21 protein-coding genes are annotated in these 23530 nt (G+C 71.4%); 13 read left to right on the top strand and 8 right to left on the bottom strand.

Features of this window, described 5'->3' with window-relative positions; genetic code table 11:
• Window positions 1–118: 118 nt before the first annotated feature.
• Complete coding sequence (locus ACFOVU_RS09290) at window positions 119–1141, top strand: zinc-dependent alcohol dehydrogenase family protein (RefSeq protein ID WP_378531870.1); 1023 nt, start codon at window positions 119–121, stop codon at window positions 1139–1141.
• A gap of 107 nt (window positions 1142–1248) precedes the next feature.
• Window positions 1249–1977, top strand: coding sequence for an SDR family NAD(P)-dependent oxidoreductase (locus tag ACFOVU_RS09285; RefSeq protein ID WP_378531868.1), 729 nt, complete (start codon window positions 1249–1251; stop codon window positions 1975–1977).
• 23 nt (window positions 1978–2000) lie between these two features.
• Here the strand turns inward: ACFOVU_RS09285 and ACFOVU_RS09280 are convergent, their stop codons facing one another.
• A complete protein-coding gene (locus ACFOVU_RS09280; protein WP_378531866.1) occupies window positions 2001–3254 on the bottom strand; it encodes an Nramp family divalent metal transporter in 1254 nt (417 codons plus the stop codon).
• Between the two features lie 233 nt (window positions 3255–3487).
• A complete protein-coding gene (locus tag ACFOVU_RS09275; protein WP_378531864.1) occupies window positions 3488–4405 on the bottom strand; it encodes a dihydrodipicolinate synthase family protein in 918 nt (305 codons plus the stop codon).
• A gap of 156 nt (window positions 4406–4561) precedes the next feature.
• Here ACFOVU_RS09275 and ACFOVU_RS09270 point away from each other — a divergent pair, with 156 nt between their 5' ends.
• A complete protein-coding gene (locus ACFOVU_RS09270) occupies window positions 4562–5590 on the top strand; it encodes a LacI family DNA-binding transcriptional regulator (protein ID WP_378531862.1) in 1029 nt (342 codons plus the stop codon).
• Window positions 5591–5853: 263 nt separating this feature from the next.
• Window positions 5854–6339: a hypothetical protein gene (locus tag ACFOVU_RS09265; RefSeq protein ID WP_378531860.1), complete on the top strand. Its 486-nt coding sequence runs from the start codon at window positions 5854–5856 to the stop codon at window positions 6337–6339.
• Here ACFOVU_RS09265 and ACFOVU_RS09260 read toward each other — a convergent pair.
• On the bottom strand, window positions 6325–7188 hold the full coding sequence (locus ACFOVU_RS09260) for a helix-turn-helix transcriptional regulator (protein WP_378531859.1): 864 nt from the start codon (window positions 7186–7188) through the stop codon (window positions 6325–6327). The genes ACFOVU_RS09265 and ACFOVU_RS09260 overlap by 15 nt on opposite strands.
• Window positions 7189–7359: 171 nt before the next feature.
• Here ACFOVU_RS09260 and ACFOVU_RS09255 point away from each other — a divergent pair, with 171 nt between their 5' ends.
• Entirely contained in the window at window positions 7360–8433 is a 1074-nt protein-coding gene (locus ACFOVU_RS09255; protein WP_378531857.1) for an aldo/keto reductase, read from the top strand.
• A gap of 152 nt (window positions 8434–8585) precedes the next feature.
• Here ACFOVU_RS09255 and ACFOVU_RS09250 read toward each other — a convergent pair whose 3' ends face one another.
• A complete protein-coding gene (locus ACFOVU_RS09250; protein ID WP_378531855.1) occupies window positions 8586–9476 on the bottom strand; it encodes an NAD-dependent epimerase/dehydratase family protein in 891 nt (296 codons plus the stop codon).
• Between the two features lie 71 nt (window positions 9477–9547).
• On the opposite strand from ACFOVU_RS09250, the gene ACFOVU_RS09245 reads away from it, so the two are divergent.
• Window positions 9548–10519: a GlxA family transcriptional regulator gene (locus ACFOVU_RS09245; RefSeq protein ID WP_378531853.1), complete on the top strand. Its 972-nt coding sequence runs from the start codon at window positions 9548–9550 to the stop codon at window positions 10517–10519.
• Between the two features lie 100 nt (window positions 10520–10619).
• Here the strand turns inward: ACFOVU_RS09245 and ACFOVU_RS09240 are convergent, their stop codons facing one another.
• The 3 genes from ACFOVU_RS09240 to ACFOVU_RS09230 form a co-directional block, all read right to left on the bottom strand.
• Entirely contained in the window at window positions 10620–11891 is a 1272-nt protein-coding gene (locus ACFOVU_RS09240) for an MFS transporter (RefSeq protein ID WP_378531851.1), read from the bottom strand.
• Window positions 11892–11976: 85 nt separating this feature from the next.
• A complete protein-coding gene (locus ACFOVU_RS09235) occupies window positions 11977–13287 on the bottom strand; it encodes an alanine racemase (protein ID WP_378531849.1) in 1311 nt (436 codons plus the stop codon).
• Window positions 13284–14435, bottom strand: coding sequence for a M20/M25/M40 family metallo-hydrolase (locus ACFOVU_RS09230; RefSeq protein ID WP_378531847.1), 1152 nt, complete (start codon window positions 14433–14435; stop codon window positions 13284–13286). Before ACFOVU_RS09230 ends, ACFOVU_RS09235 begins: the two co-directional genes overlap by 4 nt.
• 165 nt (window positions 14436–14600) lie before the next feature.
• Between ACFOVU_RS09230 and ACFOVU_RS09225 the strand changes: the two genes are divergently transcribed.
• On the top strand, window positions 14601–15365 hold the full coding sequence (locus ACFOVU_RS09225; protein WP_378531845.1) for an IclR family transcriptional regulator: 765 nt from the start codon (window positions 14601–14603) through the stop codon (window positions 15363–15365).
• Window positions 15362–15766, top strand: coding sequence for a RidA family protein (locus tag ACFOVU_RS09220; RefSeq protein ID WP_378531844.1), 405 nt, complete (start codon window positions 15362–15364; stop codon window positions 15764–15766). The genes ACFOVU_RS09225 and ACFOVU_RS09220 overlap by 4 nt, the downstream gene beginning before the upstream one ends.
• Before the next feature lie 53 nt (window positions 15767–15819).
• On the opposite strand, the gene ACFOVU_RS09215 is transcribed toward ACFOVU_RS09220, so the two are convergent.
• Window positions 15820–16932, bottom strand: coding sequence for an alpha/beta hydrolase (locus ACFOVU_RS09215; RefSeq protein WP_378531842.1), 1113 nt, complete (start codon window positions 16930–16932; stop codon window positions 15820–15822).
• 950 nt (window positions 16933–17882) lie between these two features.
• Here ACFOVU_RS09215 and ACFOVU_RS09210 point away from each other — a divergent pair.
• From ACFOVU_RS09210 to ACFOVU_RS09190, 5 genes are all read left to right on the top strand, one after another.
• Window positions 17883–18749: an NmrA family NAD(P)-binding protein gene (locus ACFOVU_RS09210; protein WP_378531840.1), complete on the top strand. Its 867-nt coding sequence runs from the start codon at window positions 17883–17885 to the stop codon at window positions 18747–18749.
• Between the two features lie 353 nt (window positions 18750–19102).
• Window positions 19103–20110, top strand: coding sequence for an AraC family transcriptional regulator (locus tag ACFOVU_RS09205; protein ID WP_378531838.1), 1008 nt, complete (start codon window positions 19103–19105; stop codon window positions 20108–20110).
• Between the two features lie 494 nt (window positions 20111–20604).
• Window positions 20605–21357, top strand: a complete 753-nt coding sequence (locus ACFOVU_RS09200; protein ID WP_378531836.1) for a MerR family transcriptional regulator — start codon at window positions 20605–20607, stop codon at window positions 21355–21357.
• Between the two features lie 1079 nt (window positions 21358–22436).
• Window positions 22437–22799, top strand: coding sequence for a WXG100 family type VII secretion target (locus tag ACFOVU_RS09195; RefSeq protein WP_378531834.1), 363 nt, complete (start codon window positions 22437–22439; stop codon window positions 22797–22799).
• 116 nt (window positions 22800–22915) lie between these two features.
• Window positions 22916–23371, top strand: coding sequence for a hypothetical protein (locus ACFOVU_RS09190; RefSeq protein ID WP_378531832.1), 456 nt, complete (start codon window positions 22916–22918; stop codon window positions 23369–23371).
• Window positions 23372–23530 lie beyond the last annotated feature (159 nt).

Below are 23530 nucleotides of genomic sequence, written 5' to 3'. Positions count from 1 at the left end.
GCCCCATGGGCGCGGCGACGCAAGGCCGCGAACAACGGAAGCCGACGGCGCTCGGTGCCCCGCCCAGGACACGGCGGATACCGGCCGGCGCCGGCACACCATAGGAGGAGGGCCACCCATGCGTGGAGTGGTGATGCACGAGCCCGGTGACGTCCGGGTGGAGGAGCGCGACGACCCCGAGATCGTCGAGCCCACCGACGCCATCGTGAAGCTGACCGCGACCTGCATCTGCGGGTCGGACCTGTGGCCCTACCGCGGGGTCGAGCCCGCCGACCACGTGCTGATGGGCCACGAGTACGTCGGCGTCGTCGAAGAGGTCGGCTCCCAGGTGACGAACGTCAAGGTCGGCGACTTCGTCGTCGGCTCCTTCGTCATCTCCGACAACACCTGCGAGATTTGCCGATCGGGCTACCAGTCCGGCTGCGTGCACCGGGAGTTCGTGCACGCCGGTATCGGCACCCAGGCCGACAAGGCCCGCATCCCCTACGCCGACGGCACCCTCGTCGCCACCCCGGGGCAGCCCGATCCGGAGCTGATCCCGTCGCTGCTGGCCGCCTCCGACGTGCTCGGCACCGGCTGGTACGGGGCCGTCGCCGCCGAGGCCGGACCCGGCAAGACCGTCGCGGTCGTCGGCGACGGCGCGGTCGGGCTGATGGCGGTCCTGGCCGCCAAGCAGCTGGGCGCCGAGCGGATCATCGCGATGTCGCGCCACCCCGAGCGCCAAGAGCTGGCCCGCTTCTACGGCGCCACCGACATCATCGAAGAGCGCGGCGACGCGGGCGTGGAGAAGATCAAGGAACTCACCGGCGGCCTTGGGGCGCACTCGGTGGTCGAGGCCGTCGGCACGCAGGAGGCGGTCATGCAGGCGATCGGCGCCACCCGCCCCGGCGGGCACATGGGCTTCGTCGGCGTCAGCCACGACGTCAAGGTCCCCGGCATCGAGCTGTTCTTCGCCGGCATCCACACCGAGGGCGGCCCCGCCCCGGTGCGCCGCTTCCTCCCCGACCTGATCCGCCTCATCTGGGACCGCAAGATCGACCCGGGCAAGGTCTTCGACCTGACCCTGCCGCTGGACCAGGCCGCTGAGGGCTACAAGGCTATGGACGAACGGCGCGCCACCAAGGTGCTCCTCACCCTCTGATCCGGCCGACGATGGGGGTGCCGGTCCCGGCGCGGAACGGGCATAGGGGGGGTGCGGATACCGCCGGCACGGCGCCGCACCCCCACCACGACGAAAGGAGACCGGCGATGGCCCTGGTCCTGGTGACCGGAGCATCCGGCGGGCTCGGGCACAACGCGGCGGCGCACCTCGCTGGCGAGGGGCACGACGTCGTCGTCCACGCCCGCAACTCCGACCGGCTCACCGACGCAGAGGGCGCCGGTTCCCAGGGAGCCGGCCGGTGGGCCGGCACCGTCACCGGCGACCTTTCCCGCCTCGACGGCATCCACGACGCGGCCCGGCAGGCGTCGGCGTTCGGCCGCTTCGACGCGGTCATCCACAACGCCGGGACCATGCACGCCCCGGAGCTGATCACCGTCAACACCATCGCCCCCTACGTGCTGACGGCCCTGATGGACAAGCCGGCCCGGCTCATCTACCTGAGCAGCTCCATGCACCGCACCGGCTCCACCGACCTGGAGCGGCTGGCCACAGGCGACGCCTCCTACAGCGACACCAAGCTATGGGTCACCGCGCTCGCGCTCGCGTGCGCGTCGCGCTGGGAGGGAACCGTCAGCCACGCGGTCGACCCCGGGTGGGTCCCCACCCGCATGGGCGGGCGCAGCGCATCGGACGACCTTGCCGCCGGGCACCAGACGCAGGCCTGGCTGGCCACCCACCCCGGCGTGGCCCCGGCCACCGGTGGCTACTGGTACCACGGGCGGACGCAGTCACCGCACCCCGCGGCGGCCGACGAAGCGTTCCAGGCCCGGCTCATCGACGCCCTGGAGCGCCACACGGGCGTGCCACTGGCGTGACCGGGCAGGGCCCGCCCGCGGGGTCAGAGGACCTCGACGGCGAGGCTGGCGCAGACGGCCAGGATGCCCAGCCACCCGGCGGCGCCGAGGAGGTTGTGCCACCACCGGTTGCGCAGGTCGCCCATGAGCCCCCGGTGGTTGGCCAGCAGCAGGATCACCAGGCCCAGGAACGGGGCGACCACGACGGTCAGGGCCTGGGCGGTGATGATGAGCTGCACGGGGGAGCCGCTCGCCAGTGCCGCGACGGCCAGGCCGAAGCCGAGGATCACCAGGATGAGCCCCCTGACCCTGCGGCCGCCGAGGCCGGAGCCCCACCCCAGGCCGTCGGCGAGCAGGGTTCCGCCGGCCGTGGCGTTGGCCAGCATCGAGGAGAAGGCGGCGGCGGTGAACCCCGCGGCGAAGACGTAGCCGCCCGCCGGCCCGGCGACCGACTCCAGGACGCCGCTGAGCTCACCGGCGCTGCCCGCCGCCGTGCCCGTGCGCTGGGCGACGGCGGCGCTGGCCACGATCACCATGATCGTCATGAGGCCCGGGGCGGCGATGCCGGGGATGGTGTCCGACAGCGTGGTCTCCCGGTAACGCGAACGGTCGATCCCGCGCTCGCGGATGGTGTAGCCGGCGTAGAAGGCGGCGTTGACGGAGAAGTTGGTGCCCACCATGGCCACGAGCAGCAGGCCGACACCGTCGGGGACCGTCGGGACGACGCCGCGGCCCACCTCCGGCCAGGAGGGTCCCGACAGGATCGCGGCGAGCAGGAACCCGATGCCCATGACCACCACGGTGAGCAGCAGGACCTTCTCGAAGCGGCGGTAGTAGTCGCGGGTGAGCAGCAGGACGGCGACCAGGACGGTGCAGGCCAGCGTCCACGCCACCGGCGGCCCGCCGAACAGCATGGACAGCCCCAGGCCGGAGCCCACCGCGTTGCCCACGGAGAACATCAGGGTGATGAGGAAGACCCCGCATCCCGCGAGCACGCCCCACGCGTGGCCGAGGCGCTGCTTGATGCTGTCGACGACCGAGCCGGGCGAGGCCAGCCCGATGCGGACCGACATGTCGGTGAACACCGTCATGAGCAGGGTGGACACGACGATGACCCAGATCAGCGCGTAGCCGAACCGGCCGCCGGCCTCGATGGCGGAGGTGAGGTTGCCGGGGCCGAACTGCCAGGCGCCGACCACGAAGGCGGGGCCCATGAGGGCCAGGGCGCGCAGCAGGCGCGAGCGCCGCGTCGCATCCGGCGGCGCCGCTGCTGGGGAGGGGCGGGGGTTCGCGGTCATGGTGTCGCCTCCAGTCTGCGGCCGGGCCGTTCCCGGGCCGCAGGGCGGGGTGGGGTGGGGTGGGATCGCAGGGGGTGGACGCCCTCCGGCGCGGTCGGGGTCGCGGAGGCCGGCCGGGCACGGGCGCCGGCGGGCGCGGGACGTGGGAGCGGCGTCCGTCGCGGGAGGCCAGGTGGTCGCCGGCGGGGGAGCGGTGGGCGGGGCGCGGTGTGACGGCGCCCCGGCGGCCGGTGTCAGAGCAGGCCGGCGTGCTTGAGGCCCGCCTCGATCTCCGGGCGGGCGGAGTCGGCCAGCGGGAGCAGGGGCGAGCGCACGGTGGCGCCGGGCAGCACCCCCCGCAGTTCGAGGGCGATCTTCAGCGCGACCGTCCCCTCCATGTGCGAGTTGCGGTGGTACACCGCCTTGGTCAGCGGGAGCAGGGTGTCGTGGATCCTCCGTGCCCGGGCGTAGTCGCGGTCCCGGCCGGCGGCGATGAGCTCGACGAGGGGCTCGGGGGCGATGGTGCCGTAGCCGACCAGTGCGCCGTCCACGTCGAACATGGTGGGCAGGAGGTATTCGTCGTGGCAGGTGAGGATCTGGAGGTCGGGGAGCTCGGCGCGCAGGACCGGGATCTCGGTGTCCCAGCGGCGCATGTTGCGCACGCCGTTCTTGGTGGCGAACACGCCGGGCTGGGCGGCGATCTCCAGCTGGGTGTCGAGGTCGTAGGTGGCCTTGGTGGCGTCGGGGTACTGGAAGAGGATCAGGGGGAGCCCGGACTCCTCGTGGACGTTGCGGTAGCGGTCCTGGGGGGCGCCGGGCTGGAAGCCGAACCTGAGCCAGCCGTGTGAGGGGTAGAGCAGCCCGGCCGCGGCGCCGGCCCGGGCGGCGCGGGCGGCCTCGTGGGCGGCGACCCGGGTGCCCTCGCCGGTGATCCCGGCGATGATCGGCACGCGGCCGTCGACCGCCTCCACCAGGGTGCGGATCACCGCGGTCTGCTCGTCCTGGGTGAGGAAGGTGCCTTCTCCGGCGTGGCCGAGGCAGACGAGCCCTTTGACGCCGTCGAAGCCGGCGAGCCAGCGGCCCATGGATGCCAGGGCGTCGTGGTCGACCTCGCCCTCGGGGGTGAACGGGGTGACGGGTGCCGGGGTGAGTCCGCGCAGGTCGAGCGACATGTGCCTATCCTTCCGGGAACGTTTGCGGGAACGTTTGCATTATGTGGTGTGGTGCAGGACACGTCAAGAGGTGACCTGCGGCGCACCGCGACGGGCGAGGGCGCGCGCCCCGACTAGACTGGTCGCCGCGAACCCAGGAGGAGGGCCGAGCCAGCCATGCCACCCGAGGAGGCGACCACGGCCCCCGGCCCCGCCAAGCCGCCCACGATCCACGACGTGGCGCGGCTGGCCGGGGTGAGCACCTCGACCGTCTCGCGCGTCCTGGACCCCCGGGTCCCGCCGTCGCGCAGCGCGGCCGCCGAACGGGTGCGCCGGGCCGCCGACGAACTCGGCTACACCCCCCACTCCGTCGCCTCCAGCCTGCGCCGCCGCGGCACCAGCACCATCGGCGTCCTCGTCCCCCGGCTGACCGACACCGTCATGGCGATCCTGTACGAGGAGCTGGCCCGCGCCTGCCAGGCCCGCGGCTACTTCGCGGTCGTCGCCACCACCGACGACCATCCCGACACCCAGCGCAGCGCCGCCCGATCGCTCCTGCAACGCCGGGTCGACGGCCTCGTGCTCTCCACCGCCCGCCTCGACGACCCCTACCTCGCCGAGCTGCGCCGCACCAACACCCCCCACGCACTCGCCCTGCGCACCGACGGCCACAGCCCCGCCTCCGTCGGCGACGACGAGCTCGGCGGCTACCTCGCCACCCGGCACCTCATCGACCTGGGCCACCGCGATATCGCGTGCGTGGCCGGCCCGGCCTACACCTCCAGCTCCACCCGGCGCCGCGACGGGTTCCTGCGCGCCCTCGCCGAAGCGGGCATCACCCCGCGCCCGGCGTGGGTCCGCGAATCGGCGTTCAGCATGGAGGCCGGCGAAGAGGCCGCCCGCGCCCTGCTCTCCGGCGCCGAGCGGCCCACCGCGATCTTCGCGATCAACGACAACACCGCCGTCGGCGTGCTGTCCACCGCGATGCGCGCCGGCCTGGACGTGCCGCGCGAGCTGTCGATCGTCGGCTACAACGACATCCCCCTGGCCGGGCGCCTGCCGCTCCCGCTCACGACCATGCGGGTGCCCTTCCGCGACATCGCCACCGCCGCCGTCGGCCTCGTCCTGGACCCCGCGGCCCCCGACGCCACCGTGGTCCGCCCCCCGACCCTCATCCCGCGCGCCTCCACCGCGCCGCCCGGATAGCACCCCGCACCCACCTTCTGCTGGTCGACGGCGACCCGACCGGCACCATCAGCGACACCCTCAACACCCGTACCCTCTGGCGCCGCGGTACCCGCCTGAGCAATGACCGCAGTCCGCCGTCGTGCAGGATCCCGGTGCCAGGGCGTCGATCCGGAAAAGGACAGTGCCTGGGTGTGCGGCGTCCGGGCACAGGCCGCCCTGTCGCGCGTCCGTCCGCGCGCCCACACTCGAATGCGACCGGGCACCGACCGAAAGGCACCGAGATGACCGAGGGACTCCCGACGGCGACCACCACAGAGCGCGACGACGTCGAGGCGGTCGCCGCGCAGCACCGCGAGTGGATCTTCCTCTGGGACCGTGACGAGAACGACGGGGACTTCGACTTCGACACCCGCTTCGCCGACCAGTACGACTTCGCCGGCGACGACGTCATCCTTTTCGACAACGCCGATCCCGAGCGCCGCGTCCTGCGCGACGCCCGGGAGTTCGGGAGGGTGTTCGGCCCGGCGTTCACCGCGCTGCGGCGGGCCGAGCACGTGATCGAGGAGCAGCCCGAGGTCATCGTGTCGGGCGGGCTCGCCGCGACGCGCATGGTCTTCCTCGCGTGGCTGACCGCCGCGGACGGGGTGATGACCGAAGTCCGCGCCGTCAACTCGCAGGTGCGGCGCAGGGACGCACGTGGCCGGTGGCTGATCGTCCGCGACCAGACCGACGCCGTGGTCAGCGGTCCTCGGTCACGCGCGTCGTGACCCGGTGAGGTGCGCGGGGCCGTGTTCGGCGGCGCGGGTGGCGTGCAAGGTCTCCAGCAGGTTCAGGGCCTGGTGGCTCTCGCTCCCGGGCTCCGCGTGGTAGATGACCAGTTGCTGCCCGGGTGCCTCCCGGACGTCGAAGGTCCGGAAGTCGAGTGTGAGCGGTCCGACGTCGGGGTGCAGGAGCCGTTTGGCCTCGTGGGACTTGCCGCGTACGTCGTGCTCGGCCCACAGCTCGGCGAAGCGGGGGCTGTGCTGTGCGAGTTCGGCGACGAGTGCGGCCAGGTGCGGGTCGCCCGGCTCGTGGCCGGTGGCGTGCCGCAGGTTGGCCACCGTCGATCGCGCCACGCGGTTCCAGTCCCGGTAGAAGCCGCGGCCCGCCGGGTGCACGAACGCCATCCGCGCCAGGTTGTCCACCGGTGCGAACGCGCTGAAGAGCGCGTCGGCCAGCGGGTTGGTCGCGAGTACGTCCAGTCCCCGGTTGAGGACCAGTGCGGGGGTGTGGGAGTAGCCGTCCAGCAGCTGCCGCAGCCCGGCACTGACGTGGTGCGGCGGCCGGGAGCCGGACGGGAGGGGCACCGTGCCGGCGAGGCGGTGCAGGTGCGCGGCCTCGTCCTCGTCGAGGCGCAGGGCCCGGCGCAGGGCGTCGACCATCTGGGCCGAGGGTCGGCGCTCCCGCCCCTGTTCGAGACGGGTGTAGTAGTCGACGTTGACGTCGGCCAGGACGGCGATCTCCTCGCGGCGCAGGCCCGCGACCCGCCGGGTGCCGGAGCTGAGCATGTCGACGTCCTCGGGCCGCAGCCGCGCCCGGCGGCTCCGGAGGAAGTCTCCCAGGTCGTTGTCGGGCATGGAGCCCACCTTATCCACCCCTGTCGCGGTCAGCCTGGGCGTGCCACAGCCAGGCTGACCGCGTCCTGGCCGCCCCGGCGGCCGGGACGCAGCATGGGCCGAGCGCGGTCCCGGCGCCCGTCGGGAACCGCGCCGCATCCATCGAGGCGACACCGAGAAGCGAGGATCGAGATGAGCCGCTCACTGGCCGACTACCGGCTGCTGGGACGTTCCGGACTGCGGGTGTCCCCGCTGTCGCTGGGGACGATGACGTTCGGTGAGGACTGGGGGTGGGGAGCAGGACCGGAGGAGGCGCGGCGCATCCTCGACACCTACCTCGACCGCGGCGGCAACTTCGTCGACACCTCGGTCAACTACACCGATGGTTCCGCCGAGCGCCTGCTCGGCCGGTTCGTGAAGGACAGGCGGGACCAGGTCGTCCTTTCGACCAAGTACACGATGACCCGCGACCGGCGGAACCCGAACGCGGGCGGAAACCACCGGCTGAACATGGTCCGGTCCCTGGAGGCGAGCCTGCGCCGGCTCGACACCGACCACATCGATCTCTTCTACCTTCACGGCTGGGATTACACGACCGCGCACGAGGAGGTCATGCGCGGGCTCGACGACCTGGTGCGCAGTGGGAAGATCACCTATGTGGGCATCGCCAACACCCCGGCCTGGCGCATCTCGGCCATGCAGACGCTGGCGGACCTGCGCGGGTGGACGCCGCTGGTCGCGTTGCAGAGCGAGTACAGCCTGGTGCAGCGCACCGTCGAGCACGAGCTCCTGCCGATGGCGTTCGACCTGGGGCTGGGGGTGCTTCCGTGGTCCGCGCTCGGAGGCGGGCTGCTCACCGGGAAGTACGGCCGCGCCGACGTCGCCGAGCAGGCGGGTCAGGACGCCGCGGTCGGCACCCGCAGGGGCGTGATCCAGAGCTCCGGCAACCTCACCGACCGCAACGTCGGCATCGCCGACGCCGTCCAGGAGGTCGCCGCGCAGGTGGGGGCCAGCGCGGCCCAGGTCGCGATCGCCTGGACACTGCTGAACCCTGCGGTGGTCTCGCCGGTGCTGGGAGCGCGCACGGCCCGCCAGCTCGAGGACAACCTGGGCGCGCTCGATGTCGTGCTCGACAGGGAGCACGTCGAGCGGCTCGACGCGGTCAGTGATCCCGGCCGCACCTTCCCCCGGGCCTTCATGGACCGGCCGATGGCCCAGGGCTTGATCTTCGGCGACGCCCGGGTGGCCGGGCGGCGCGGGCTCTGACGCCTCAGCGTCGAGCGGGCCGCCCTGTCGCCGAAGATCGTTCGACGACAGGGCGGGGCCGCTCGGAATGCTCCTGGGCTCGCCGGGTCAACGGGGGATTGGCTGCACGCGAGCGGGCGGACGGCGGGGCGCCGATGGCGCTCGCCAACCCGCTAGATCACTTCTCCGAGCACGTCGTCGACCGGGGTGACGCTCACGCCGAGGACCTTCTCGGTCTCGGAGTAGTCGATGACGAACGGATGGCCGCGCTTGGTGAGTACTTCGTGCATTTCCGCCCAGAACGGCTCGGTGAACGCCAGTAGGGCCAGGTCGCGTTCGGTCATCTCTTCCATCCGCGGTTTCGGTGCCCCCGCGAGGTCGGCGAGTCGCTCGGCCAGTTCCCGCACCGACAGGGTCGAGGCGGGTACGTGCCAGGCACGGCCGTACGCCTGCTCGTTGCGGCTCGCGGCGACCAGCGTGCGTGCGGTGTCGCCGATCGCCGAATAACTGTGCGGCACGTCGAGTTCCTGCGGCACCAGGACCAGCCTGCCTGCCATGGCCTGCCGCTGCACCATGAGGCTGAACACCGAGACGGCGCCGGCGCCGTAGAACTGGGCGGCCCGCACCTCGGTGACGTTCACCCCGGAGGCGGCGGCCTCCTCCCAAACCCGCGCTCTGGTCCGCCCCTTGGGACCGGTCGCCGTCAGGGGGAGGTCCGGCGTGATCGGCCCGCTCACCGGCCCATAGGCGTAAGGGTTGCCGAGCATCACGTACGCGACCCCGGTCCGCCTCGCCGCGGTGAGGAGCGACGCCGACAAGACCGGGAACTGCTCGGGCCAGAGGTGGTACGGCGGCGCGGCGGTGGTGAACAGCGTGTCCACCCCCTCTGTCAGCTCGGTGAGCCGATCGGTGTCGGTCGCGTCCGCGGTGACCTTGTCGATGAGCGGGTGGTCGGGCCCGCCGCCCGTCCGGCTGACCATTCGCACCCGCTCGCCGTCTTCGGCGAGAAGAAGAGCGGTCCTTGACGCAGCGGCCCCACGGCCCACGATCACATGAGATTTCATGCCGACAACGGTGCCGCTCCACGGCTTCGTAGAATAGTGGCCACAATGCCGACCATCCGGAGGATCCGGCCATGCATCGCGTCGTCGCGGTCATCGTGCCGCCCGTGCTGGGCTTCGACGTCTCGATCCCGCTCATGGTGTTCAACAGCGTCGAGCACTACGACGTGCGTGTCTGTACGGCGCGGCCCGGCCCGACGCCGACGGTCGGCGGGCCCGACATCGTAGTGCCGGACGGGCTGGACGCGATGGAGGGCGCCGACACGGTGATCGCCGTCGGCAGCGGCGGCGAGCAGGCTCCCACGGAGGTCCTCGACGCTTTACGGAAAGCCGCAGCCACCGGCGCGCGAATCGCCTCCCTGTGTACGGGTGCGTTCGTGTTGGCCCAGGCCGGCCTGCTCGACGGGCTCCGCGCCACCACCCACTGGGGACTGGCCGACGACCTCGCCACCCGATTTCCATCCATCGATGTGCAGCCCGCCCTCCTCTTCGTCGAGGACGGTGGCATCTTCACCTCGGCGGGCGCCGCAGCCGCCATCGACCTGTGCCTGCATCTGGTCAGGGTCGACTACGGAGCGTCGGCCGCCAACGCGGCCGCGCGGCTCGCGGTCGTCCCTCCCGTACGGCCGGGCGGCCAGTCCCAGTTCATCGAGACCCCGCTGCCGTCGGAGCGCGGCACGTCACTCGCCCCCACTCGCGTCTGGGCGCTCGAACACCTTGATCGCCCGCTCACCCTGACCGACTTGGCCGATCACGCCAAGACGAGCGTGCGCACCCTCACCCGGCGCTTCCACGCAGAGACCGGACTGAGCCCGCTCCAATGGCTGCTGCACCGGCGCATCGACCGGGCCAGAGAGCTCCTGGAGATCACCGGGCTGCCCATGGATCAGGTAGCAAGGAAGAGCGGCCTGGGCAGCGCGGACTCCCTCCGCAAGCACATGGTCGGCAGGGTTGGACTCACCCCCACGGCCTATCGCGCGAGCTTCAGCCGGGCGCCCACTGGTGCCTGGTCGTCAAAGCGCGAGGCACCGGGTGATCTCCCATAGCGGGCCGCCGTGGATCGGCGCGTCGTTGGCCAAGGGGCCTGGTGGCCGTTCCTCCGCGCCGTGGACGCCGACGCAGGACCCCTGGGTGCCTGAGTCGCCCTCAGCCGGCTGCCTCGCGGCGGCCAGTGGCGCCTCCGACGACGGCCAGCAGCAGCGCGCCCAGCACCGCCACGGCACTGGCCACCGCGAACGTACCGGTCCACCCGACCGACGAGTCGACGAGGTACCCGGTCGCGGTGGGGGCGATGATCGACGCCGAGGTCGCGAACATCTGCACCGCGCCGGAGACCGATCCGTACCGCTCCGCCGGTACGGCCGTGCCCACGATGATCCAGTACTGGGCGCCGGTGAAGTAGAGGAGGAAGACGACGACGGTCATGAGCACGACCGCGCCCGTCGTGCTCGCCACCAGCCCGATCAGTCCGAACAGCAGGCCGGTCGCCGCCAGGCACACCACCACGGTCCATCGCCGGGGAGCGAGCGTGCGGCCGGTCCGGCGGACGAGCCAGTCGGTGAAGATGCCTCCCACGGCCAGGCCGATGCAGCCGCCCACCCACGGGACCGCACCGGTGACCGACAGTTCGGCGATGTCGATCCCGCGTTCGTTGACCAGATACGTCGGGAACCAGTTCAGGAAGGTCCAGAGGATCCACGCGTAGCCGAAGTAGGCGATCGCCGTCGACCAGACAGCGGGCCGCCGCAGCAGGTGCAGCCATGGGCCGCTCGGGGCCGATCCGTCCTCGGCCTCATCGGCCCGGACGGTTTCGTCCTGCCGGATGTGCGCCAGTTCTGCGGCGGAGACCCGGGCGTGGTCCTCGGGGCGATCGCGCACCACGATGAACCAGCCGATGGCGCACAGCAGGCCCAGGACGCCGAAGATGATGAACGGCAGCCGCCAGTTGCCCTGGGTCGCCTCCATGATCGCGACGACGACAGGCGTGCCCACCGCACCGCCCAGTGGCGTCGCGGCATTGGCGATGCCGAGCGCCGTGCCGAGTTCCCGTTTGGGGAACCAGTTGTGCATGATCTTGGCGGTGACGGTGGCCTGCGGGCCTTCACCCGCCCCGAAGAGCAACCGGATGAGCAGCAGGCTGACGAACCCGACACCGGCCGCGGTCAGCGCGGTGAACACCGACCAGGCGATCGCCGCCCAGCCCATGACCTTGGCCGGACCGTAGCGGTCCGCGAGCCAGCCGCCGATGAAGCCGAACGGGGAATAGGTGAAGGCGAAGGCCGCGAGGATCCAGCCGAACGTGGCGTTCGAGAACCCGAACTCGGAGATGATCAGGGGTGCCGCGACGCCGATGACCGCACGGTCGGCGTAGTTGAGCATGAGGATCACGGCGTCCGATGCGAGGACCGCGTAGCGCACGCGGGTCCTCGCGCCGGTTCGCTCTTGCGTGGACGGAGGTGTCATGGCTGGACTCCCGGTACTGGGGCGGCGGGGCCGCTGAAGGTCAGAAGTAGCAACGGACGACCGAGACGACGGTGTCGTCGTCGTCCACGAGCAGGACGGCACGCCATCGGTCGTGCGCTGTGCACGGGTGCGAGATCCCGAGCCGGACGAGGTCCGACGGGGCCAGCTCGGCATCCGCCGGCAGCCGGAGGAACGCGTGGTGGTCGTTGAGATCCACGACCTTCCACTCCGGGCCCCCGTGCCGGGCCGAGCGGCCGGACCTGTCCCGCGCTTCGAACGGCGTCGGGAGTCCTTGATCGAAGTTCAGCTCCCGGCGGCCGGCCCCGAGGATCGCCAGGTCCGGTGCCGGCCGCGACAGCACCGGCGCCCAGACCTCGATCGCCGACCGGAGGGGTTCGGGCGGGCTGCCGCCGCCGTCCAAAGGTGAGAGCTCGGCGTACAACCCCTGGTCGTGGGTCAGGTAGGCCCCGGGGCGTGTGATCACCCGCACGGGTGGCGTATCGGGCCCGGCGGGCAGGTCGGCGGCCAGCTCTTCGGCGACGAGGTCGAAGTAGAGGCTGCCTCCGGCGCTGAGGACGTACTCGTGCCTGCGGGGATCGGGCCGGGCGAGGACCTCGTCCATGGCCGACTTGACCCAGCGCAGGTAGTCACGGACGGCGGCGAGTCCGTCGTGACCGCGGGAGTGGCTGACGGACCCCTCGTATCCGCTCACACCGGCGAGGACCAGCGCGGGCTCCTCACGGACGGCCTGCACCACCGCGTCCAGCGCGGCCCGGTCACGGCAGCCGGCGCGACCACCGGGGTGGCCGATCTCGACGAGCACCGGCAACGGGTGCTCACCGGACCGCGCCCTGAGGGCGTCGGCGAGCACCCGCACCCCCGCCGGCGAGTCGACCTGGCAGAGGAAGTCGCGCCGCGGGTCCGCGTCGGCCCAGTCGGCCGCCTCGACGGCGAACCCCGGGTCCACGACCTGGTTGGCGAGCAGGATCCGCTCGTACCCCGCCGCCATGAAGACGCGCGCCTGGAACGGGGTCGCCACCGATACGCCCCAGGCCCCGGCCCGCAGGGCATATCCGGCGAGTTCGGGCGCGCAGGTCGTCTTCAGATGGGGGGCCAGCGACACGCCGCCGCGCGCCGCGAACGCGGCCATCAATTCGGCGTTGTGCCGCACGGCCGACTCGCGGAGCACCATCAGCGGAAAATCGAACCCGCCGCCGAACAGCGGCCGGCGCTGGGCGCCGAGCTCGGCCAGCGTCAGCGCGGAGGCGTCCAGTGGAAGGCCGGGGAACCGCAGGCCGATGGGTCCGTTGTCCAGCAGGGACGCCGGTCCCCGGTCGCCGTCGATGCTCATCGGCTTCCTCCTCGGGAGAGCGGGCGCCGCAGCACGTCCACGAGCACGGATCGGGCGGTGTGCAGGTCGGCTACCGGGACGTACTCGTCGGGCATGTGCGCCTGCGCGATCGAGCCCGGCCCGAACACCACGCAGGGGACCCCGTCGAGAGCGATCTTGGATGCGTCGGTGCCGTGTCCGACGCCGCGCGCCGAAGGGTTCAGTTCCGCCGCGGCGAGCGCCCCCGCGAATTCCCGGACCAGGGGCAGATCGGGGTCGGTCTGCAACGCGTAATCCACGACGTGCGGCTCGGCGACCTCCAGCCCTTCCGGCCAGCGCTGCACCAGCTCGGCGCGCAGCGCCGCCCAGACCTCGTGCGGGTCCTCACCTGCGACGGTGCGCCGGTCGATCGTGATGACGGCGCGATCGGGCAGCACGTTGGGCCCCGACCCTCCCTCGATCATCGTGACCGCGAGGGAGGGCGGCCCGACGAGCGGGCGCACGTCGGCATCCAGCCTCGCCGCGTGCTCACCGGCGAGATGGTCGACCACCTCGGCCGCGAAGGCGATCGCGTTCGTCTTCCCCCACGGTTCGGAGCTGTGCCCCCCGGGTCCGCGGGTCGTGATGCGGCACCGCATGCATCCCTTGTGCGCGGTGACCAGGCGCAATGATGTGGGTTCCCCGACGATGGCCCCGACGGGGTCGAGCCCGTAGTCGCGCAGCGCGACCACCCCCCGGTAGAGGTGTTCTTCGTCGACCACTCCGGCCAGCACGACCGTGTAGGGGCGCGGTCCGGCGGCGGCGAGGTCCGCCATCGCCGCCAGGAACACGGCGAGTGGGCCCTTGGCATCACACGCCCCGCGCCCGTAGAGCAGTCCGGCACGCACGCCGGGTTCGTGAGCCGGCACCGACATGCCCTCGACCTCGACGGTGTCGAGGTGGGTTTCGAGCAGCAGCGTCTCCGGCCCGTCGCCAGGGAGGGTGACGACGACGTTGCACCGTCCGTCCTGCACCTCCCGCAGCTCGGCGTGCATGCCGTGCGCACGTGCCCAGCCGGCGACGAACTCGGCAAGGGGGGTTTCCGCCGGCTCGGGTCGCCCACGTGGGTTGATGCTGGGGATCCGCACCATGTCGCTTACCAGGTCGACGACATCGACCACCAGTCTCACCAGCCTTTTCCCGCAGTGCGCCGCTGAACTGCAACGTTGCGTATTTTGCACCATTTGTTGCATTTTTTAATTCTCGTTTGTAGCATTCACTTCCGCGAGAGGTCAACGGCGCGAGAAGGAGTTGTCGCAGGTGGGCACCACGGACCACGGCCCGGTGGCACCGGCGTGAGCGGGAGCCTCGGCAAGGGACTGCGGATCCTGACCGTCCTCGGAGAGGGACCGGCGTCCCTCGACGAACTGGCCGGCCGGCTCGACGTGCACAAGACGACCGTCCTGCGGTTGCTGCGCACTCTCGCCGACGAGCACTTCGTCCACCGCGACGCCCAGCACCGCTACCGGCTCGGCTCACGGCTGTTCGAGCTGTCCTCGCGCGGACTGGATCAGCGGGAGGTCCGGGGCGTCGCGGCGCCGCACCTGCACGCGTTCAACCGCGCCCACGGCCGCACCGTGCACCTGTCCGAACGCGACGGCAGCGAGATCGTCTACATCGACAAGCTGGAGTCGCACGACCACGTGCGGATGGCGTCGCGGGTCGGGCTGCGCGGCCCGGTGCACTCGACGGCCGCCGGAAAGGTCCTGCTGGCCGACCTGCCCGACGCTGAGCGGGACCGGGTCCTCGACGCCGTCGCGTTCAACGCGCGCACCCCGCACACCATCACCGACCGCGGCACCTACCTCGCCGAGCTCGACCGGGTGCGCGAGCAGGGCTGGGCGCAGGACCGCGAGGAGAACGAACCCTCGATCAACTGCATCGGGGCGCCGGTCCGCGGACCGGCCGCAACCGTGGTGGCGGCGGTGTCGGTCTCGGTGCCGACCATCGTCGCCGGCTACGACCAGCTGATCGAGCTGGTCCCGTCACTGCTGGCCGTCACCGGGGCGATCTCCCGGGACAACGGCTGGCGACCGACCCGAGAGGATCCCACCGCATGAGCACGACCGTCGTCTCCACCCCCGACGCGCCCGCCCCGGCCCACACCTTCAGCCAGGCGGTCCGCAAGGGCGGCCTGCTCCAGGTCTCCGGGCAGGGCCCGATGGACCCGGCGACGAAGACCTACATCGCGCCGGGCGACGTGCACGCCCAGACGCTGCGGACGCTGGAGAACGTGCGGGCGATCCTGGAGGCCGGCGGGGCATCGGTCGCCGACGTCCTGATGTTCCGCGTCTACCTCACCGACCGCGCGCACTTCACCGCGATGAACGAGGCATACGGCGAGTTCGTCTCCCGGTTCGTGCCGGACGGGAACCTGCCCGCCCGCACCACCGTGTTCGTCGGGCTGCCCCACGAGGAGATGCTGGTCGAGATCGACGCGCTCGCCGCCCCCGGCGAGTAGCCCTGCGATCTCGCGGACGGGGGGATCCGCGGACAGCCGCCCTGCTGTCACGGTCAGGCGAGGTTGTGGGTGAAGAACGCGTCGAGTTCGTCGAAGGGGATGATGTCGGTGCGGTCGTACAGGTCGACGTGGTCGGCGCCGGGCACGGTCAGCAGGTCGATGGTGTCGGGGGCCATCGCCTGGACGTCCTGGGAGTAGTAGCGGGAGTGCGCCTCCGATCCGGTCACCAGGAGGGCCTTGCGAGGCGCGAGCATGCCGATGTTCGTCACCTGCCCGAAGGCGAAGAACGACATCGGCGTGGTCCCGGTCCACGCGGTGGTGGAGTTGATGGAGCGCGGGTGGTAGCCGCGCTCGGTGCGGTAGTAGTCGAAGAACATCGCCGTGATCGGGTCGGCGTCCTCCGGGAGCCTCTCGGGCAGGACGCGGTCGGTGGGGGCCACGTCGCCGTTCTCGTCGAAGGGGACCTCTGCGGAGAGCCGCGCGTAGGTGCCGTTCTCGGCGTCGATCCAGCGCTGCCGGCTGAGGTGGTCCACGACCTTGTGGCGCTGCTCGGGCGTGTAGTAGTCCTCGTGGCCGCGCGACATGGCGCGCGACATGTCGTACATCGCGGCCGTGGCGACCGCCTTGATGCGGCTGTCGGCCGCCGCCGCGGTGAGGGCCATGCCGCTCAGGCCGCAGATGGCCTGCGCGCCGATCCGCTCGCGGTCGACGATGTCCTGTAGTCCGAGGAAGTCGACGGCGGCGCTCCAGTCCTCGGTGTTGATGTCGGGCGAGCCGACGTCGCGCACCGTGCCGCCGCTTTGTCCGGTGAAGGAGGGGTCGAAGGCGAGGGCGGCGTAGCCGCGGCGGGCGAACTCGTTGGCGTAGAGGCCCGAGGCCTGTTCCTTGACCGCGCCGAAGGGGCCGCTGAGCGCCAGGGCGCGCAGCTTGCCCCGGGCGTTCTTGGGCACATAGAGGTCGGCGGCGAGTTCGATGCCGTAGCGGTTCGTGAACCGCACCGGGGTTCGATCGACGTTGCGGTTCAGCGGGAAGGTGTAGCCGCCTGCGGCCGTGGCCGGGCCTGTGGCGTCTGCGCGGCTCGTCTGCGCACCGAAGGCGGGCACGGCCGCGAGGGAGGCGGCGGCGCCGGTGGCGGCGATCAGTCCGAGCGCTGTGCGGCGTTGCATGGAGTGGACCTCTTACTCGGTCGGTGGAGGAAGGGCGCGGCGGTCGCTGGTGTCGTGACCGGGGCGCACTTCCAGGCAACCGCTTCTGCGCGGGGCGTGGCAGGTCGCCTTTGTGGGGGGTAGAAGCCCGACCCCTCGCGGCGCGGGATGCGCGTCGGGCTTGGCAGGGGCGGCGCACCGACACCTCGGCCACTGCGCCGCCATCTCCGAGGGCGGTCTGATCTGTGCAGGCGCCGGGGTCGAACGGACGGCGTCGTTGCTGAGATGTACCGGGCCGCGTACGGACGAGCGCGGAGCGACGGTGAGTGCGGCGGGCCGGCGTGGCCAACCGGCATGCGGCGCGGCCCACGACGTCGGCGGGGAGGGCCCCGGGCCGGGAGGAGCTCGCCGAGCTCATCGCCGCGCACCGGCGCGGGGTCCGCGATGCCCTGACGGACCGGGCCCGGGAACGGCCCCGCCTGCTCGCCGCCCACCTGTCCGCGGGCCACACGGTGTTCGCCGAGCGCCCCGCCGATATCGCGCGGCTGGGTCCTGGACGTCCTCACAAGGGACGGCGGCCGACGCCGGCGCCGCCCCCGCGCGCCTGCCGCGGGCGCGGACACCGGCCACGCGAGAACAGACCTTCCGTGCGCCGGCTCCGGACCTGCGAAGCCGCACGTCACCTCGCGTCGCCACGGTGCGAAAACGGTACCGGACACGCGCGGAATACGCGGGCCGGCCGGGTGTTTCCGCAGGTCAGAGTGAATGTGAACAGCATGTTCGCGTTTGCTTTCCCATCGGCGAGTGCGTGAGGATGGGCCGTCCGCGGGCCCCGGCCCGCGGAGGCCCTCCACCGCACCCCCGCCTCTGCGCGCGCCCCGGCCTGGGGCGACCCTTCGGTGTGCCGGAGTCCCGGGCCCGCCCGAGGCCGCCGGAACCCGCCGCCGCGGACACGACATCAAGGAGCGAACATGACGACCCTGGTCACCGGGGCGACGGGAAACATCGGCCGACTGGTCGTCGAGCGGCTCACCGCCGCCGGCGAGGAAGTCCGTGCACTCACGCGCGCGCCCGTGAATGCCGCGTTCTCAGCGGGCGTCCGGGTCGTCGCGGGCGACCTGGCCGCCCCCGCGACGCTGGGGCCCGCCCTCGCAGGGGTGGACCGGATGTTCCTCTTCCCCGTGGCGGCGACCGCGGCCGAGGTCGCCGGTCTGGCCGCGGCAGCCGGGGTGCGACGGGTCGTGGTGCTGTCCTCCGGCGCGGTCACCGGCGGCCTGGACACCGACTTCCACCTCCCGGTGGAGCAGGCGGTGGAGGCGGCCGTGCCGGAGTGGACCCATGTCCGCCCCGGGGAGTTCGCGCTGAACAAGGTCGCCCTCTGGGGGCCGTCCATCCGCGCGGAGAACGTGGTGCGCGACCCCTTTCCCGACGCCGCGTGGTTCCCCGTCCACGAGGCCGATATCGCCGACGTGGCCTGCGCGGCGCTGCTGGAGGGCGGCCACGCCGGCGCCGCCTACACCCTCAACGGCCCGGAGCTGCTCAGCCACCGGGAGCAGGTCGCGGCCATCGGTGCCGCCATCGGCAGAGAGATCGCCCACGAGCAGGTCACCCCGGAGCAGGCGCGCGAGATCTACCGCGCGATGGGCGGTTTCGCCGGGGAGGCGGCCGATTTCCTCCTCGGGTTCGAGGACTATGGAGGCGCCGAGACCACCCCCGAGGAGGTCGCGGCGTCCGACCCGGCGGCGCTGGGCCCGCAGCCGACCGCGGAGCAGGTCACCGGACGCCCGGCCCGCACCTTCGCCCAGTGGGCCCGCGACCACGCCGCCGACTTCCGGTGAGCCGGGGCGGACCGCCCACCGCAGTGGCATCGCCCCGGCGACCGCGGGCGCGCTCGGCCGCACAGGCCCGGCCGGCGTCCCGCGTGGCGGGGCCGGTGTAGGGGGGAAGGAACGGGCCCGGTCGCGCGGGACGGTTTCGGCTGTGGCCGAATATCCCTTGGGACCACTGGCCGCGGCTTGGAGACGCCCGGACAATGGGGCGCCCTCTCCGTCGAGGACCGCACGCGCTACAACGCGTGAAGGAACCCGCGACCCAGCGGCGGGCACACCTACGGATGGGCCCCGGGGCGCGCGGCGATCACGCCGCTCGGCCCGGTATCGGACGGAGAAACACGACCCCGAGGAGAGCCGCGGTGATCGAGGAAACCTTCACCAGCGAGGAATTCCCCCGCGCTGAACGCTTCGCCCGGTTCCACGACTGGATGGGCGGAAGCTACTCGCCGATGAGGGTCACAACCGACCACACCGACGACTTCAGGTTCCGCCAGCGCAACCTGACGCTCGGCCGGGCACTGGTCTGGCCGACGGCCCTCCACGCCACTGCCTTCAGCAGGACACCGCGGCTGATCCGGGCCGGGGACCCGGGCGACTACCACCTCGGGCTCATCGTGGACGGCACGGTCACCACGGATTGGGGGCGCCATCAGACGTCCTACGTTCCCGGCCAGATTTTCGCCCTTGACTTGTCACGACCGTTCGGCCTTGCGGCCACCAACGCCGAAAGTCTTTTCTCGGCCATCGGGATAAAGCTCCCCAGGGAATCGGTCGGGCTGCCCGACCGGCTCGTGGCCAAGGTCATCGACCGGCCGATGTCCTACCGCGAGGGGATGGGCTCTGCGCTGGCCGGGTTCATCAGCCGTCTCACCTCCACCGCCCACGGCCTCACCCCCGGGGACGGGCGGAACCTGGCCACCGTGCTGGGAGATCTGGTCTCGGCCCTGTTCGCACACACCCTGGAGGCGGATGAAGCCCTGGCCCCCGAGCCCAGCCGGCGCAGCCTGGTCCTGCGCATCCAGGCCTTCATCCGCCAGAACCTGCACGACCCCGGCCTGGACCCGGCCATGATCGCCGCGGCCCACCACATCTCCACCCGCCACCTGCACCAGCTCTTCCGGGAGGAGGGGAAATCCACGGTCATGGCGTCGATCCGCTCCCAGCGGCTGGAGGGGGCACGTCGAGATCTCGCCGATCCCCGCCAGAGCGGGACCCCCGTGCGCCACATCGCCACGCGCTGGGGCTTCTCCCACCACGCGGTCTTCACCCGCGCATTCCGCGACTTTCACGGAATTGCGCCCTCCGACGCCCGCAGCGCCTCGACCGCCCGCGACACGGATCCCCCATCGGCCCGCTCCGTGCGATGACGTGGCACCCCACCCCCACGTCGGAACGGACCCCTGAATCGACCCGAGATCCACATGGAGTCCGGCTCTCTTCGCAATTGGCACCGCGGCCCCACGAACACGGACGAGAAGGAGAAGCGCCCCGTCCACCGGGCACCGGATGGGATGGGACGCGTCACCGCAGACGGCGAAACGTCGGTCGCGGGGACATCCCCCTGTCACGCGGGTCTCGTCGGGCAGGGCGACTCGGCAAGGCAGAGCGCGGCGGTGGTGGAGGCGGCAGCGGGGCACCGCTTCCCGCGGGGCGGGAGCACGGCCATGAGCCACGTCCCCTCTCCGGCCTCCTCCTCCGTCTTCGTGAGGTGGGGGCCTTCGTTGTTTCCGGGACAGGCAGAGGGGGAGCCGGCCTACCTTCGACCATCGCCGCGCTTGACTTTGCCGTTGCGTCATGGTCTGGAATGACGGTACCGGCGGCACGCACGTGCCGGCCGTTTGTTCTCCGAGGAGGGGCGGTCATGGCCTGGAGTACCCGCGAGCTGGCCGAGTTGGCAGGCACCAGCCTGCGAGCGGTGCGGCACTACCACGAGGTGGGGTTGCTGGAGGAGCCGGAGCGGCGTGCCAACGGCTACAAGTGCTACGGAGTGACGCACCTGGTGCGCCTGATGCGCATCAAGAGGCTGTCCGAACTGGGGTTCTCCCTGGCCCAGATCGCCGAGATGGACGACACCGGCGCCCGCCCCGACCAGGCGCTGCGCACCCTGGACGCCGAGCTGGCGGAAACGGTCCGGCGCCTTCAGCGGGTGCGCACCGAGCTGGCGCTGGTGGCGCGCAGATCCGGCTTCACCGAACTGCCGCCCGAGGTGGCCATGGCCGCCACGGAGGTCGGCCTCAGCGGAGCCGCCCGCTCGCTGGCCGCGGTCTGGACCCGCCTGCTCGGGCCGCGGGCGCTGGAGTCCTACATCGAGCTGCTGCGCCACTACAAGGCCGAGCCCGCCGACGCCGAGTTCACGGACCTGCCCGCCGACGCCGACGAGGCCACCCGCAGCGAACTCGCCGAACGCCTGCTCCCGATCAGCCGCGACGTCCTCACCGCCCACCCGGAGCTGCACGACCCCGCGAACATGGTGTCGAGGAACCCGAAGTTCACCACCGAGACGATCCGGTCGGCCTTGGGCGACCTGTTCAACCCCGCCCAGCTCGACGTCCTGCGGCGCATCGAGCGGACACTGGCGCGCGAACAGCGATCACTCCGCGAAAAGGCCGGCTGACACGCCTCCCCCGCATCCGTCGATCCGGGCCCGCCCCCGTGGGGGCGGGCCCACACGGGGGCGGCCGTGGCTCGAGAGGCCGGCACACCGGGCCTATCAAGAGGCGCGCGATGCCGGGCAGGCCGCGGCGAGCGAGGCCGCCCGCGCGGCCGTCGCCGCGGCCGGTGCGGCGTTCCTCCACCCCCTGGCGAAGGCGACCCAGGTCCTGCACATCCTCGGATCGGCCGCGCATGCGGCCTGCGCATTCGAGCTCGACGCCGGCGACTCCCCCGAGATCGGCACCGGCCACATCGAGAGGGCACGGGCCCTGGCCACCCCGGTCGTGGTAAGCGTGCTGGCTCGCTACCCCGAGGCACCGGGTGGACGCGGCCGGGCAGGCGAGCTCCTGCGAAGACTGGACGCTGCGTTGCGACGTCCGCTGACCGGTCGCTGACCGACTTCCCGGCTGCGTTTCCACCGGCGGAAGCAGCGCACCCGTGAGCGGTCAGGACATCACCGAGAGCCGGTTCAGCATCTCTCCCTCTGCTCGCCCCCGTCCCTCCCGATCCCCACTGCCGACGGGGTGACGTGAGTGGGGGCCACCGCCCCTACCGATCACCGTCCGGGCGCGCGTCGTCCGGTCGGCGCGGTGTGCGTCGGGCCCCGGAATTGTCGCCGGGAGAGAAAGTGTCGTATGTCACGCGAAACATCCTGACCGTGCCGCAACGGCATGCCGGAAAAGTCGGCGAGCGTTACCGCTAAGTGAGCCCATGTGCTCGGAACCGATGGAATCCGTGCCGTAACGGCATTGTTGGCGGCCAGCGGCATTGAGGTCTCCTGTGCCTGAAGTTGACTATGCCGCGACGGCATGGTGTTCCATATCGGACGCACCCGCAGGCGCGGGGGAACGGAGCCGTCGGGCTGAATACCGTCGGATCCCCGCATCAGACGTGCAATTCGCCGAAACCATTGATCTGAACATCTGCCGTTCACCTATGTGCATGCCGCGGGTGGGCGTTGTGAGCAGGGGGAGAGTGAGTGGCCGCGCCATCACCGCGGCACGGGGGTTTGCGTCCCATAAGCCGGAAGGAGCGGTGGACATGAGTCTGACCACCAGTACCGAACTCGGGATGAGCACGGGCCGTGAGGCGATGGAGGCGGCCTATGAGGAGTGCCACGCGGTCTACACCCAGGTGGACTCCCTGCGCGACCGCCTGCGAGGCACGTGGGGCGGCGGCGCCGAGCAGAGCTTCGAGACCGCGCTGGCCAAGTGGCTGGAGGAGCTGCGGCTCATCGTCAACGGGATGAACAACATGATCGGCGTCTTCGGCGGCACGAGGACCGGCATGTTGAACGTGGAGGACGAGAACCTGGTCAACTCCAGCGAGTGGATGAACCAGCTCAACCCCACGATCTTCCACCAGGCAAAACCCGTCACCATCTTCCACTACACCCAATCCTGACGCCCCTATCAATGCGGGGCTCAGCGCTGCTCCGCCGCCGAGAGAAATATCCGACTATCCCCCCGCCGGCGACCGGTGCGCCCGGCCGACGCGGAAGAAGAGCGAGGAGAGCGAGCATGGCGGAGCAGACCAAGATCACCCTCGGCTACCTGCGCAAATTCCGCGAAGGAAATCTGCAAGGGCTGCAGGATGAACTCGAAAAGAAGAGGAACGTATTTTACGAGAAGTACGTCGATGAATCCGAAGTGAAAAACGGTTCGATTTCTCTTAAGGGTATCCGCGCTGGAAACCCCGAGCTCCTTCCCGTTGCCGGCGACATATCCTATCTCGTTAACTCGAATGTGAATGCCATATATGAGAAGCTTCAGGAGTTCATTGATGAACTCGACGGCATCAAATCCCGGCTGCAGCGTTTCGAGGTCGAATTCGGAAAGACCGAGGAGGATTCCGTTCTGACCGCAGAGCAGTTGAACTGGGTAATGTCCTCTTCCGGTTCCTCCGGGTCGTCGTCTGACTCCCTCGGTTCTTCTGACTCCACGTCTGACTCCACGAGTGATGAGGACGATACGTGAAGTCGCTGGCTGCGAGTCCTTCATTTAGTGCGGAGACGAGAGGAAGTTCGGCGCTCCTGCCTCGGCGGAGATCGTCGTAGGAAGTCGGGGAACCCCGCAGTGCCGTGCGGCAGTGCGGATGTATCGGGTGTGGGGAAGTGTGAGGAGGGGAAATGCCGA

The organism is Nocardiopsis sediminis (assembly GCF_042650565.1).
Classification (GTDB): domain Bacteria; phylum Actinomycetota; class Actinomycetes; order Streptosporangiales; family Streptosporangiaceae; genus Nocardiopsis_B; species Nocardiopsis_B sediminis.
Note: the sequence above shows the minus strand (reverse complement) of the source record. Positions and strands in the feature narration are given on the sequence as shown.

Coding starts and splice junctions, on each gene's coding strand:
- ACFOVU_RS09285 (WP_378531868.1), top strand. CDS start 1,249: ATGGCCCTGGTCCTGGTGACCGGAGCATCCGGCGGGCTCGGGCACAAC.
- ACFOVU_RS09270 (WP_378531862.1), top strand. CDS start 4,562: ATGCCACCCGAGGAGGCGACCACGGCCCCCGGCCCCGCCAAGCCGCCC.
- ACFOVU_RS09265 (WP_378531860.1), top strand. CDS start 5,854: ATGACCGAGGGACTCCCGACGGCGACCACCACAGAGCGCGACGACGTC.
- ACFOVU_RS09210 (WP_378531840.1), top strand. CDS start 17,883: ATGACGACCCTGGTCACCGGGGCGACGGGAAACATCGGCCGACTGGTC.
- ACFOVU_RS09275 (WP_378531864.1), bottom strand. CDS start 4,405: ATGTCGCTCGACCTGCGCGGACTCACCCCGGCACCCGTCACCCCGTTC.
- ACFOVU_RS09260 (WP_378531859.1), bottom strand. CDS start 7,188: ATGCCCGACAACGACCTGGGAGACTTCCTCCGGAGCCGCCGGGCGCGG.
- ACFOVU_RS09195 (WP_378531834.1), top strand. CDS start 22,437: ATGAGTCTGACCACCAGTACCGAACTCGGGATGAGCACGGGCCGTGAG.
- ACFOVU_RS09215 (WP_378531842.1), bottom strand. CDS start 16,932: ATGCAACGCCGCACAGCGCTCGGACTGATCGCCGCCACCGGCGCCGCC.
- ACFOVU_RS09290 (WP_378531870.1), top strand. CDS start 119: ATGCGTGGAGTGGTGATGCACGAGCCCGGTGACGTCCGGGTGGAGGAG.
- ACFOVU_RS09245 (WP_378531853.1), top strand. CDS start 9,548: ATGCATCGCGTCGTCGCGGTCATCGTGCCGCCCGTGCTGGGCTTCGAC.
- ACFOVU_RS09190 (WP_378531832.1), top strand. CDS start 22,916: ATGGCGGAGCAGACCAAGATCACCCTCGGCTACCTGCGCAAATTCCGC.
- ACFOVU_RS09255 (WP_378531857.1), top strand. CDS start 7,360: ATGAGCCGCTCACTGGCCGACTACCGGCTGCTGGGACGTTCCGGACTG.
- ACFOVU_RS09220 (WP_378531844.1), top strand. CDS start 15,362: ATGAGCACGACCGTCGTCTCCACCCCCGACGCGCCCGCCCCGGCCCAC.
- ACFOVU_RS09280 (WP_378531866.1), bottom strand. CDS start 3,254: ATGACCGCGAACCCCCGCCCCTCCCCAGCAGCGGCGCCGCCGGATGCG.
- ACFOVU_RS09250 (WP_378531855.1), bottom strand. CDS start 9,476: ATGAAATCTCATGTGATCGTGGGCCGTGGGGCCGCTGCGTCAAGGACC.
- ACFOVU_RS09200 (WP_378531836.1), top strand. CDS start 20,605: ATGGCCTGGAGTACCCGCGAGCTGGCCGAGTTGGCAGGCACCAGCCTG.
- ACFOVU_RS09235 (WP_378531849.1), bottom strand. CDS start 13,287: ATGAGCATCGACGGCGACCGGGGACCGGCGTCCCTGCTGGACAACGGA.